General features: G+C 48.6%; 11 protein-coding genes. 2 read left to right on the top strand and 9 right to left on the bottom strand.

Annotated elements, in window-relative coordinates; genetic code table 11:
• Positions 1-24: 24 nt before the first annotated feature.
• Positions 25-1182: an NAD-dependent epimerase/dehydratase family protein gene (locus tag ACJJI3_RS11980; RefSeq protein WP_282934046.1), complete on the bottom strand. Its 1158-nt coding sequence runs from the start codon at positions 1180-1182 to the stop codon at positions 25-27.
• 1372 nt (positions 1183-2554) lie between these two features.
• Between ACJJI3_RS11980 and ACJJI3_RS11985 the strand changes: the two genes are divergently transcribed.
• A complete protein-coding gene (locus ACJJI3_RS11985) occupies positions 2555-4183 on the top strand; it encodes a di-heme oxidoredictase family protein (protein ID WP_444892918.1) in 1629 nt (542 codons plus the stop codon).
• A gap of 70 nt (positions 4184-4253) precedes the next feature.
• On the opposite strand, the gene ACJJI3_RS11990 is transcribed toward ACJJI3_RS11985, so the two are convergent.
• On the bottom strand, positions 4254-4739 hold the full coding sequence (locus ACJJI3_RS11990; RefSeq protein ID WP_444939857.1) for a GFA family protein: 486 nt from the start codon (positions 4737-4739) through the stop codon (positions 4254-4256).
• 173 nt (positions 4740-4912) lie between these two features.
• On the opposite strand from ACJJI3_RS11990, the gene ACJJI3_RS11995 reads away from it, so the two are divergent.
• Complete coding sequence (locus ACJJI3_RS11995) at positions 4913-5701, top strand: class I SAM-dependent methyltransferase (protein WP_444939858.1); 789 nt, start codon at positions 4913-4915, stop codon at positions 5699-5701.
• Between the two features lie 7 nt (positions 5702-5708).
• On the opposite strand, the gene ACJJI3_RS12000 is transcribed toward ACJJI3_RS11995, so the two are convergent.
• From ACJJI3_RS12000 to ACJJI3_RS12030, 7 genes are all read right to left on the bottom strand, one after another.
• A complete protein-coding gene (locus ACJJI3_RS12000) occupies positions 5709-6017 on the bottom strand; it encodes a hypothetical protein (RefSeq protein WP_444939859.1) in 309 nt (102 codons plus the stop codon).
• A gap of 233 nt (positions 6018-6250) precedes the next feature.
• Positions 6251-7072 (bottom strand): MBL fold metallo-hydrolase, encoded by an 822-nt coding sequence (locus ACJJI3_RS12005; protein WP_444939860.1) that lies wholly within the window; start codon positions 7070-7072, stop codon positions 6251-6253.
• Positions 7073-7236: 164 nt separating this feature from the next.
• Complete coding sequence (gene tsaA / locus ACJJI3_RS12010) at positions 7237-7920, bottom strand: tRNA (N6-threonylcarbamoyladenosine(37)-N6)-methyltransferase TrmO (RefSeq protein ID WP_413664568.1); 684 nt, start codon at positions 7918-7920, stop codon at positions 7237-7239.
• A gap of 24 nt (positions 7921-7944) precedes the next feature.
• On the bottom strand, positions 7945-9408 hold the full coding sequence (locus ACJJI3_RS12015; protein WP_444935050.1) for an NAD-dependent succinate-semialdehyde dehydrogenase: 1464 nt from the start codon (positions 9406-9408) through the stop codon (positions 7945-7947).
• A gap of 167 nt (positions 9409-9575) precedes the next feature.
• Positions 9576-10973 carry a ribosome biogenesis GTPase Der gene (gene der / locus ACJJI3_RS12020; RefSeq protein ID WP_413664566.1) on the bottom strand — a complete coding sequence of 466 codons (1398 nt, stop codon included), beginning with the start codon at positions 10971-10973 and terminating at the stop codon, positions 9576-9578.
• Positions 10974-11119: 146 nt separating this feature from the next.
• Positions 11120-12283 (bottom strand): outer membrane protein assembly factor BamB, encoded by a 1164-nt coding sequence (gene bamB / locus ACJJI3_RS12025; RefSeq protein ID WP_282934067.1) that lies wholly within the window; start codon positions 12281-12283, stop codon positions 11120-11122.
• A complete protein-coding gene (locus ACJJI3_RS12030) occupies positions 12283-12990 on the bottom strand; it encodes a YfgM family protein (protein WP_282934068.1) in 708 nt (235 codons plus the stop codon). The genes bamB and ACJJI3_RS12030 overlap by 1 nt, the downstream gene beginning before the upstream one ends.
• Positions 12991-12996 lie beyond the last annotated feature (6 nt).

Below are 12996 nucleotides of genomic sequence, written 5' to 3' on the forward strand. Positions count from 1 at the left end.
CAGGACCATTGAAGTATAAAAAAATCACCACTTCGACACACAAGGGATTTTAGCTTGGTCACATCGATGTGAATATTTTTTGGCAATACCCTCAACTTCAGTGAGAAGATTATCATTCAGAGTTATAGGCTTGAGCCCCATCTCGATAAGCTGATCATTATTTACCAACAAATCATTTTCTGCTGACTCTTTTCTGGGGTTGTCCAAGTAGGCAATTCCCACCCCTGTCTTGTTGGAGATTAAATTTGCTAGATCCCTGATACGATGCGTCTCTGTCATTTGATTCAGAATTTTGACTCTATCGCCTATCTCTGGAGGATTTTCAATAGCTAACTGAATACATTGACAGGTATCCTGAATATGAATAAATGCCCGCTTCTGGCCGCCAGTGCCATGAACGGTAAGTGGGTAATTAATCGCCGCTTGCATCAGGAATCGATTGAGGACTGTTCCATAATCACCATCATAATCAAATCGATTAATCAGAGATTCATCCCTCTGTGTTTGTCGGGTCTGGGTACCCCAAACGATCCCTTGGTGTAAATCAGTGACACGTACCTGATCGTTCTTGTTATAGAAGGAAAATAACAATTGATCCTGAGCCTTTGTCATATGATAGATAGAACCTGGATTACTAGGGTAAAGAATCTCCTGTTCATTCAAATACCCTTCAGTCTCTACCTGGATTTTTAAATATCCTTCGGGAATAGTGAGACCAGCTGTTCCATACCCGTATACACCCATAGTACCCAAGTGAATCAAATGTATATCCAATCCGCTTTCTACTATAGCCGCCAGGACATCATTGGTAGCATTCAAGTTATTATCAAGTGTATAACGTCTATGCCGGACAGATTTCATCGAATAGGGTGCGGCACGCTGTTCAGCAAAATGTACAATCGCGTCTGGTTTTTCCTCTTTTAAGAGAGTGACCAATCGCTCAAAATCCTGTCCGAGGTTAATATAAATATGCCTGATGGACATACCGGAAACTTCACGCCATACACGAAGCCGCTCAGACAGGTGCCTGATTGGTGTCAATGAATCAACTTCAAGCTCAATATCAATTTTTCGCCGTGATAAGTTATCAACAATAATAACTTCATAACCCACCTCTGAAAGGTGGAGAGATGTAGGCCAACCACAAAATCCATCACCTCCCAAAATCAATACTTTCCTCACCCTACCCCCTAAAAACTCTTAGGAATTTATACAATTCGAATACACTAATATTTTTATCAGCTTCGAATTAACCTACCTCATTCAAAAGTACCAGCCACAGTTAAACGAAGCCATACGGGCAAATTTATTCGATTTTTTGTGACATTGTCGTGACAATCCATATCACTATCCATGTTCCTTGTACGCCACAATGAGAAAAAACGAACCACTCGTTAAAAATATCTCTCAGCAGCTTTGTAGTTGATAGTAAGTTGGGGGCTTCCTCGCCTACAGGCGCAATGATAGAACTATCTCATTGTTTCTATATTGAAATATATGGCGACAAAGATCTTTATCGCGCCATTCAAAAGAATAGTGCGCCAATTTTACTTTAAGCCTAAATTCATTGAGCACTCGAACGGAAACACCATTGTTTTAGACCGATCACTCTATCCCTCTACTAGAAAGGAAAATACGCCAATAATGTTTTCAATAAAGCTAAACTTTTTTGACAGTTATACGGTTCACATTAGTCGCCCCCCCAAAGCACCTTTCTGTAAGTAAGAGAGCGATCAAATACCCTTCATCTCTGTATCTACGCTCACAAGCGCATGCTGAAATTTGATCTGGTATAACGAACTGGCACGCACCGAAGGTAAGAAGTGTTTCCATAAACCCTATCTACAAAGGTGATATTAAATTCCACAAACAGATAAGTTATTAGCCTCCAAACCATGTGTCACCTGAAGACAATACGAATTCACAATTGGGGAATTCACTCTCAATCGAAAATAATTATAAGTTTTTCAAAATATCCATTGCCTTCAGTAACGTTAATAACCAGCACTTTTTCCTAAATCTAATGTCACAACCACCAGGAATAGGGACTTTCCGTGAAGTAGGAAAGCCTGTCACCGAAAGGCAAATATGCAAATACCTACCCTTTCAAAGGAACTTATTCATCACAAACGGCAACTAAAAAAGCCGAAAAACAAAAACATAGCCGCGTACTAGCGCGGTAGGTTATGGGCAAAATCGACACAATCGGGATCGCATTTTAGATCTTTAGGTCAGTTAATCTGAGCTTTAAAATCTGCTATCGCAATACTGTATCTCCCGTGGTCTTGACGCCTGCCATAAGTGGCAGAACAGGCACAGTTCTACCTATAAGAAGCTTGCAAGGATGCTGTTAAACCTTCACTGGATGCACTTTGCGAGATAAAAATGTTATTACCAAAATCTCTATCAATTTTTCCTTGTAGCACAACTGATAATCAGTTTTTTGGGGAATCGTGCTTAAAAGAAAAGTGTTCGAGTGTCTCCGCATCGAGTGCATTTTCGTAGAAAAACTCACCTTACGTCCGCTCAATATCAGTACCCGGAGATATAGCTGATGATACTTAAAAAACACCTGTTGCCTGTCGCTATGGCAATATCGGCTTTAACATTTAATGCCACTCCAGCGCTTGCCGACTTTGGTTCCAAGCACGATAAAAACCGAGTTCCCAAGCACGCAAGAAAAAACCAAAGACAGCAAAGGACCACTCCTTTCGATTTTAGTGAAGTCTTCGATACCGTACAGATATTGCATGCTGGGGCAATTGAAATTCACCTGGGTGGACATTTAGAGCAATCTGATCTCGAATCCATGGATACCTTGGAAGCCTATGTTCACGCTTTTGAGGAGGGCGATGAGTTATTCGAGATGAATTACAACGCTCTCGACGGGGTCGGCGTAAATGTAGGCAACGGCAAAAGGTTCACCAGCTTCCCTCGACCTGACCTGAAAGGGCCAAATGCATGGGCAAATGTCTTGCCCCACCGCACGACGGGCCCCAACGGTGACTCCTGTATCAGTTGTCACAACGTACCCGTGGCCGATGGCGGTGGTGGTGTTAACGATAATGTGATTCGCATGGACCCTGAGCGCAAGCAAAGAGGATTTATCGAACGCCAGTCGCCCCACTTGTTCGGTATGGGGGCTGTACAGTTGGTAGCAGAAGAAATGACTACCCAACTGCACACTCTGCGGGATGAGGCTATCAGTGAGAGCTGCTCATCCGGCACCGATACAACTGTCGCACTAACCGCAAAAGGCGTTAGCTTTGGTGAGATCTCCGTCTCCTGTGATGAGGTCAACTACGATAGCGTTGAAGGCCTCGATACTGACCTGGTAGTCAGACCCTTTGAGTGGAAAGGCCTAACCGGATTTGTACGCGCATTCGTTCGTGGCGCGGCACACCAGGAATTGGGCATGCAGGCCACTGAACTGGTCGGTGATGCGGATAGTGACTTTGATTCGATCACTAACGAGCTCAGTGTTGGTGACATCACCGCGTTAACTATCTACAACGCAGCGCAACCCCGCCCGGTAACAAAGATCGAGCTTAACAGCGTAATCGACTCCCTAACGGAAGAGGAGCAGGAGACATACGGCCTACCCTTAAGCAATGAGGAAATTGCCAGTATCGAAAATGGCGAAGAGCTATTTAGCTCCATTGGCTGTGCCTCTTGCCACTCCCCCGAGATGGAAGTTGCATCGCCGGTATTCTATGAGCCCTCTCAGCACGCTAGCTACCGCGATGAAACTTATCCCGCGGGCGATATAGCCGGCCTACCCAGCCAATCCCTGCAATTTAACTTGCTCACAGAGATCATGGATAACCCGCAGGAGCTTCCTTCTGGACAAACGCTGGGGCAATTTGAGGAATCGGAAAATGGCGGGGCTATCGTCCGCCTATATGGTGACCTTAAGCGTCACGATATGGGAACAGCCATGGCCGAGGAAATTGATGAAGGCAATGTGGGAGCCTCAGTATTCCTTACAGAAAACCTCTGGGGCGTTGGCTCAACACCACCTTATTTACACGATGGACGCGCTACCACTATGACTGAGGCGATTGTCTATCACGGTGGTGAAGCTGAATCCAGCAAGGAACAGTTTGATGGGCTGAGTGACACTGAAAAGGCAGACCTGGTCAACTTCCTGGATAACCTGGTGCTCTATCTCGCGGAAGAATAAACGCAAGGTTAACTCTATAAACCTGAAGCGGGGCGGCCACAGGCTCGCCCCGCCTCTCTTTATCCCCTCCCTAATCGGGAACATTTCGCTGGTGCCATTCAGCCAGGGACTCTTCAGGGTAGCTTCCAAACATTTCGTCCCCCTCCCGTATATCTGGCTGCACCCAACTCGGAGCATAATCCAGCATCATGTGGCTACGCACTGGCGGTACCGGCAACTCAGAATCAATCGCAGAAGCGAAGGGGTGTACCAGTTCTGGCCAGCGCGGGTCCCAAAGCCATAACGCACTGCCACACTTTGAACAAAAATGTCGCTGTGCCGGACTCTTCCCGCTACTTTCCCGACTTCGAATCCCAATTTCAGCCTGATAGACACTCAAAAACTCCTCGCCCTCCACTTTCAGGGTTTGGAAATCTGCCCCCAGGTTAATAGCAAAGCCCCCTCCTCCAGCAGTTTTTCTGCATATTGAGCAGTAACAACGGTTGAAGGGATAAGGTTGCCCGGAGTTCAACCTGAACTTAACCGATTGGCAGTGGCAAGATCCTTTGAGTTTCACAGTACTCCCCCAGACTTTTACCTTTCGTTCCGCAGGTGGTCAGAATGACGGTTTTACAAACCGCACAGATTCCTGTGCCATATTTGTCGATGGCTGAAATTGCTACACAAATCATAAGTGTATCCGGGCTAAACTGATTCACCATCCACAATGAGACTCAGGGCGTCACACCAATGAATGAACCTATCAGGCATGATAAGTGGCAGGCTCAAGAGTACGTAAACGCCTCTGACATGCAGTGGCGCCACGCGATGGAAGCCATACATCGCTGCGATTATCGCCAGGCAGCCACTATTCTTGATGTGGGTTGTGGCGATGGCAAGGTGACCCGCTATTTAGCTGAGCGTATGACGAATGGCAGGATTATCGGTATTGATCTAACCGAGGATATGATTTGTTATGCCAATAAAAATTACGCCAATATACCCAACCTATCCTTCGAGCAAATGAGCGCAGACGAAATCCAGTTCGACTACAAATTCGACATTATTTTTTCTTTTAGTTGTTTACACTGGGTAGCGGACCAAGCTCAAGTCTGGAATAGTTTTTACAAATATTTAAAAGATAACGGTAAAGTAGTTTGTGGTTTTCAGGTTGATCATGAAAATTTCTGGGAGACTGTATACGAGGAACAAGAAACAGCTACATGGAAACCCTATTTTGAAAGTTTTCACGATCCTTATAATCACTATACGCTAGAGGAAATGCGGAACTATGCCGAAGAAGCAGGCTTCTACTTACCAAGATTCGATGAAATCTATCATGTGGAAAATTTTCAAACCTGGGAAAATCTCACTACCTTCTTTCTATCATGGGTTCCCCAGTTCCGCCATCTAGGCCACCCAGAAAGAGAGCAGTTTGCCGACCAGGTAATGAACAAATACTATAAGAAAATCCACCCGGAAATGCGAAAGGATGCTGGGGTTAGAATCAAACGATTTATTATTGAAGCAGAGAAATAGACTCTATTCAGGCTTTCCTCGCAGCACTAACACTCTCACCTGCTGCCACAGAGGATTCTGATATACTTTTATAAATAATAGTTGCACCAATTATTAACATAATTAACTCAATCAAGTAGTGAGTACCACTTAAAGTTAAATACACAATAGATTCTTCAGCGAATACTGGATAGATTGATACACCTAGATAAGCCAGCACCAGACTAACACACAACCAACGCTTTAGCCGCCCCGTTATCATCCGAGTCAATATAAAGAAAGCATAGGCAAAAGCAATAGATACCAATGTAAAATAGGGATAGATAATATCTACCAAACTAGGCGCAAGCCCCCCAGAAAATTCATCATAATTTAGTGCAATCAGGAAAGGTTTTAAAAACTCAATATATTGCTTAGTAATGGCCAGGCAAGCAATCCAAAAATAAATACCCTTAGCGATTCCCTGATCACAAAATACCCTTCTTCTGCAACTCTTAATCCAGAAGCAATGATCATCTTAACAAATAACTTTGCATCGAAATTGGCTACTGCCTAGAAAGTAATGAAAACCTAGAATCTAGGCATCTCATCCAAGTTAACCTGTAAGCATGAAGCAATCAAATTTCTCTTGCAGAAGTTATAACCAGTCAAAGCGCTGAACAACCCTTCTTTGCCTAATAAACGCAAAGTAGTCTCTTCTAAGGGCAGTCCCTGCTCCGTCAACTCCTGCGCCTCTCCAGATAGATTAAGCAGGTACTCATATTTTTTATTCAACTGCTGCCAACCATCCTCTACCACACCTCTATGAGGGCAAAGGATAACGTCAAATGAATGATCCAGGACTCCCTTTATACTTTTCATTAATGTAGGGACATCTTCATCAATACGCAGGAACTTTAAGTAGTTGGCAATAAATAAATCAGCACTAAACAGCCAGCCACGCTCAGGTAACAAATAGCAGGTCATATCCTTTGCATGCCCGGGACTAAATACTGGTAATACTTCTTCTTCACCAACGTAGACCTCCGCTGGGAGAGGTGCTACCTCCGCTTTTCCCGCAGTTCCCCAGAAAAACTTCTGCATCGGGGGAATTCGGAAGCCTTTTTTTAATATACCAATAGTCAGATCCGGAGCCACCGCCTGCACACCGGTAAGTTTCTGGATAGCGCCGGCATTGCCACTATGGTCTTCATGGTGATGAGTCAGCAATAACTGCTTTAGCGGTGCGCTTTGTATAAACGGCTTGACATACTTCCACTGATTGCTGGGACCCGTATCAATTACGGTTCCATTGAGGCGATAAACAACAAAGGTTGTATTAACACCCATATTGACTCGGCCGACGCGAATAGCATCTAAGCCTTGATAATTAAAGGTTTCACGTACTGGCATAGCTGTGCCCTTAGATAGCTAGGCGTTATTTTTAGGCGAATGCCGTATCTTGGGGAATTGTATTTCCCATGAAAATGAATGACATATCCGTTCCGAACCCTAGACAGTTATGGAGGAGACACATCCTGACTTACTGCAGAATACTGAAACTAGCTAGTCGAGGGTTATTCTAGTGCCACCACTTCTATTCCGGCATCGGTATAACGCCAACGCAAATTGAATTCACACAATTGCATGCCATAAGTGCGCTGTGGATCGGTCTTTTGGTATGCCGGTCTTGGATCCTGGGATAACACCTGTTCAATTAAACGGGGAAGATCTGTACCCCAGTCATCGCGGTAGGCTTTGGCTTTATTCAGAACTGACTCGGGGATAGTAACGGGAATTTGCACTGGAGCTGCGTCAGCAAATTCACTTTGCGCATGCGTTAACGCATCCGCATAGGGAACATAGGGTTTAATATCCAATACCGGCGTACCATCGACCAAATCTGCCCCGGCAACTATCAACTCCACTTTAGGAGAGGTGCGTACCTCCAGAAGACGAACTACTGACAGCCCGATATTATTGGGACGAAAAGGCGAGCGAGTGGCTAGTACACCCAGTTTCTTATTGCCGCCCAAACGGGGCGGGCGCACTTTAGCTGACCACTGCCCAGCGGCTTGGTGAAATTGGAACACTACCCAGATATGGCTATTTTGCTCCAGACCCGCAACTGCATCTGGCGTATCCAGGGGGGGTAGCAACGCAATACTGGCGCGACTGGCATCCGCCAATAGTGGCTGGCGGGGCACTCCAAACTTTTCTCCAAAGCAGGAATGCACCCGCGCAATAGGCTCTACAACCATTTAAAATCCAAACACTTTTATAAACTACTTATCAATACCGCCGACACACAGATATTTTATTTCCAGGTAATCCTCAATACCGTATTTTGAGCCCTCGCGCCCCTGCCCGGATTCTTTTACACCGCCAAAGGGTGCCATTTCGTTGGAAATAATACCCTCATTGATACCGACCATACCGTATTCAAGTCCTTCTGCAACACGCCAAATACGACCGATATCCCTGGAGTAAAAATAAGAAGCCAGACCAAATTCCGTATCGTTGGCCATTTTAATGACTTCTTCTTCAGAGGAGAATTTATATAGCGGAGCTACCGGACCGAAGATCTCTTCTTTGAACAAGTGCATTTGATCGGTGGCCCCACCCAATACTACAGGAGAATAAAAGCATTCCCCCATAGTACTGGGACCACCAGCAACCAGGGGTTGCGCGCCTTTTTGCAGCGCATCTTCCACCAGAGATTCCGTTTTCTTCACTGCTTTGGTGGTAATCATAGGGCCCATGTCGACACCGCTATCAAAACCACTGCCCATGGAAAGCTGGTTTACCGCAGCGGAAAATTTCTGTGCAAATTCATCGTAAACACCTTCCTGCACGAAAATGCGATTGGCGCATACACAGGTTTGACCGGCATTGCGATATTTACAAACAATTGCGCCCTTTACAGCTTCGCCAATGTCAGCATCATCAAAAACAATAAATGGGGCATTACCGCCCAATTCCATAGAGGTTTTTTTCATGGTTGCTGCACACTGGGCTTGCAGCAATTTTCCGACAGCAGTAGAACCGGTAAAAGTAAATTTCCGCACTAAGGGATTGGCCGTCATTTCTGCGCCAATCTCCGGTGCCTTATCCCCTGCAACAATATTAAAAACACCTGGGGGAATTCCCGCTTCCTCAGCGAGAACTGCGAGAGCCAGTGCGGATAGAGGTGTTTCGGAGGCGGGCTTGGCAATAAATGGACAGCCTGCGGCAATAGCGGGAGCCATTTTGCGTGCGATCATAGCGCTGGGGAAATTCCATGGCGTTACAGAACAGGTCACACCAATCGACTGCTTGATAACCAAGAGCCGTTTATCACTGGAAGGCGGGCTAATAACATCCCCGTAGACGCGCTTGGCTTCTTCCGAAAACCATTCGACATAATTAGCACCATACACAATTTCGGTACGGGACTCTGTCAGTGGCTTGCCTTGCTCTGCGGTCAAAATAATGGCTAGATCATCGGCGTTAGCAATTATCAGCTCATACCAGCGCCTGAGTATTTTCGCTCTTTCTTTTACCGGAGTATCGCGCCAGGCAGGCCAGGCTTTATCAGCAGCTTCTATAGCACGGCGAGTCTCATCTGCCCCCAAGTTGGCGATACTGGCAACCGCCTTGCCAGTTGCCGGGTCCAACACATCGAAGGTATCGCCAGAATCAGCGTCAATCCACTGGCCATTGATATAGGACTGGTTGCGCAGCAATGCAGGATTCTTCAGCTTCAACATCGTATTCTCCTTGTGGTTTCTTCCCTGGCCCCGTCAAAAACGGGATCACTGGTACGATAGAAATCCCACAATGCCATTCCACTGTGGGTTAAGGCTGTAGAAGCTGGAGTGGTGCGCAAACCGGCAGTATCCCTTGCCGGCTTACAGGTAACCTAAGTTACCGCCTCTTATTTTTTCTTCTTTTTAACAAACTTCATCAGGCGGCGTTTCTTGGCCTTCTGGCGGTCACTCAGCTTGTTCTTTTTGTCCGCGTAGGGGTTAGCGCTGGTGCGGAACTCAATTTTTACCGGAGTACCGTGCAAATCCAGAGCCTTGCGGAAAGTCTTCTCCAGGTAGCGCACATAATGTGCCGGTACCTGCTCAGTCTGGTTACCGTGGATCACAATAACCGGCGGATTTTGTCCACCGGCGTGAGCGTAGCGCAATTTGATACGATGTCCGTGCACCAAAGGTGGTTGGTGCTCACTTACCGCCCACTCCAGAATACGAGTGAGGTGATTAGTGGACAGTTTGTCTGTAGCGCTCTGGTAAGCACCCTCAATGGACTCGTACAGATGCCCAACACCGGTGCCATGTAGTGCAGAAATAAAGTGCACATCAGCAAAGTCCACAAAGCGCAGGCGACGCTCCAACTCGGCTTTCACATAGTCGCGATGATCCGCTTCCAGCCCATCCCACTTGTTCAGGGCAACTACCAGCGCGCGTCCCGCCTGTACTACGCTGCCCATCAGGTGCATATCCTGGTCCACCAGGCCTTCGCGGGCATCGATCACCAGCACCACCACGTTGGCATCTTCCACCGCCTGCAAGGTTTTGACGATAGAGAACTTCTCCACCGATTCCTTGATATTTTTCCGGCGGCGAATGCCCGCAGTATCGATCAGGGTGTAAGGCTTTTCGTCGCGTTCATAATTGATATAGACGCTATCGCGGGTTGTGCCGGGCTGATCGTAGACAACAACCCGGTCCTCACCCAAGAGGCGGTTAACCAGGGTAGATTTACCTACATTGGGGCGGCCCACAATGGCAATCTTGATTCCGGTCGCTTCCTCGGCTTCCTCTTCAATCTCCTGCTCGGGCAGGTCCTCGATTACCCGCTGCATCAGGGAGCGAACACCGCGTCCGTGGGTAGCAGTCGTCGGGAAAAGCTCACCAATACCCAATTCATAGAAAGGTGCCAGGGCAATATCCGGGTTTACCCCATCAACTTTGTTGGCCACCAGGAAAGTGGGCTTGGAGCGGGTGCGCAAGCGCTCGGCAATCATCTCGTCGGCTGGGGTCAGGCCGGCGCGGCTGTCCACCAAAAAGAGTACGAAGTCTGCTTCTTCAATGGCCTGCATAGATTGTTCGGCCATAGCCGCATCGATGCCTTCTTCGCCACCGGAAATACCACCGGTATCGACCAGTAACAGCTTGCGCCCGTCGATCTCCGCCTCACCGTACTTGCGATCGCGGGTAAGCCCGGCGTAGTTGGCCACCAAAGCGTCGCGAGACTTGGTCAACCGGTTAAAAAGTGTGGATTTGCCCACATTGGGGCGCCCGACCAGGGCAATTACTGGCAGCATACAAATTCTGGTTTTAGCCGTATAAAAAAATACAAAAGCCCGCGCGAGGCGGGCGATTTCAACTTGCCTGCGCAGCAGGCTCCATTTGCGGGCTCTAAGCCCTAAGGCGGACAGCCTGTCCGCCTCTCGTCAGTTGGCTGCGATTATCAGGAATCAGCGAGGCGTAGAGCTGATAACTTGCCGTCATCCGACAGCACAAATATCAGATCGCCATCAACCAGAATGGGGATGCGAATCGCATCACCGTCCACCTGCTCGCGGCCAATAAATTGTCCGGAATTGGGGTCCAGCACATGCAGGTAGCCTTCCAGATCTCCCACAACGACCACGTCCTGGAAGAAAGCCGGTCCGCTCAATTCGCGGCGCAATAGTTCGTTATTACTCCACTCGATCTGGCCGCTGCCCACATTGTAGGCATAGACGCTACCGGAGGCATCACTGAGGTAGACATGGCCACCACCTACTGCCACTTCGTGGTGGGTAGAGGCATCGCGAGCCCAGAGGCCGCGGCCATTATCTTTGGACAGGGCGACAACACGGCCCTGGTAGCTGGCGGCAAACACCAAATCACCGCGCACTACTGGAGCACCGTCGATATCAACTACCCGCTCCAGCTCCGCAGAGCCCTGGGGAATAGCGACTCGCTGTTCCCAGCGCTGAATGCCATCGCGGGCGTCCAGGGCCAGCAGTTTGCCGTTATCCAGGCCGGCAATCACCATACCACCGCTAATAACAGGTGCTGCAGTACCGCGCAGGGTCAGTACTGGCAAATTGGTATTGTGGCTCCACAACTCTTCACCGCTGGTAGCGTCGAGGCCAACCAGCTTGCCATCTACGGTCTGCAGGACAACCACGCCAGCACCGATCGCTGGAGCGGCAACTACTTCGCCGGAGACCTGGTAATTCCATAGCTCAGCGCCGTTTTCGAGATCCAGAGCCACAGCGCGGCCGCGGTAGTCGGAGACTACCGCCATGCCCAGGCCAGTACCCACACCACCGCTCAGATCTACATCCAGATCTGTCTCCCAGAGCTTGCGCCCGGAGCTGCGATCAAAAGCACTGATTTCACCATCGCTGCTGGCAGCTATCAGGCGACCATCGATAAGGCTCGGCTGCAGCATCGCGTAACGCTTTTGGTCAATACCGCCAATATCGGCAGACCACACCTCTTGCAGGGCAACAGTGGAGTTAATATCCACCAGTTCGACGGGGTCGACATCTTCCTTCTCGTCATTAGAGGCACAGGCAGCCAGGGCCACCGCTAGCGCCACCGCTGCAGTGCGACCCGCAGCGCGATTCAGAAATCCCATTACTCGTCTCCCTCAGATACAGGCTCGGTTTGGTTCTGAGCGTCACTGCTCTCGGTTACCGCCAGGCTTTCAGCCTTCAGGCGCAGAAGTTGGGTGTTGCCCGCTTGCTCTGGCAGAAGCTCTGTCAGTGCTTGCTCGTACGCGGCACGCGCACCGGCGATGTCACCCTTTTGCTTCAGGATATCACCACGAGTCTCAGAATAAAGGGCCGCGAATGCCGGGGGTATAGTGCCCTCGAGCAATTTCAGGCCTTCATCGGACTCACCACGGGCCGCCAAAACAGCGGCCAGGCGGCGTTTAGCGAGCAACTCCAGGCTTGCTTCACTGGTGTTGTCGAGTACCCACTGCAGCTGCTGCTCGGCAGCTTCCAGGTCATTGCTCTCCGCTGAAATAGCTGCGAGACGCAGTGCAGCCTGGCTGGCGTAGATACGCTTGGCAAAATCATCTTTCAGCTGCTCGGCCACATTCTTGGCAGTGGTAAGCTGCTTGTTGTCCGGTTGATTGTTGTTGGCGGAGACCGCTTCAACGAAAGTCTGGTACAAGTCAGAGGCCGCTTCAGCCTTGGTGCGCTGATCTCCCTGCCACCACTGATAACCGAAGTAACCGGCCAGGGCCAGCACAATGCCAGTCACAATTCCCTTGCCATTTTCCGCCCACCAGCGCTTCAGCGTTTCTATTTGTTCTTGTTCGGTAAGATGCTCAGCCATTGGGTA

The sequence above is a fragment of the Microbulbifer maximicatervae (SeqCode) genome (assembly GCF_052466985.1).

Coding starts and splice junctions, on each gene's coding strand:
- der (WP_413664566.1), bottom strand. CDS start 10,973: ATGCTGCCAGTAATTGCCCTGGTCGGGCGCCCCAATGTGGGCAAATCC.
- bamB (WP_282934067.1), bottom strand. CDS start 12,283: ATGGGATTTCTGAATCGCGCTGCGGGTCGCACTGCAGCGGTGGCGCTA.
- ACJJI3_RS12005 (WP_444939860.1), bottom strand. CDS start 7,072: ATGCCAGTACGTGAAACCTTTAATTATCAAGGCTTAGATGCTATTCGC.
- ACJJI3_RS12015 (WP_444935050.1), bottom strand. CDS start 9,408: ATGTTGAAGCTGAAGAATCCTGCATTGCTGCGCAACCAGTCCTATATC.
- tsaA (WP_413664568.1), bottom strand. CDS start 7,920: ATGGTTGTAGAGCCTATTGCGCGGGTGCATTCCTGCTTTGGAGAAAAG.
- ACJJI3_RS11995 (WP_444939858.1), top strand. CDS start 4,913: ATGAATGAACCTATCAGGCATGATAAGTGGCAGGCTCAAGAGTACGTA.
- ACJJI3_RS11985 (WP_444892918.1), top strand. CDS start 2,555: ATGATACTTAAAAAACACCTGTTGCCTGTCGCTATGGCAATATCGGCT.
- ACJJI3_RS12030 (WP_282934068.1), bottom strand. CDS start 12,990: ATGGCTGAGCATCTTACCGAACAAGAACAAATAGAAACGCTGAAGCGC.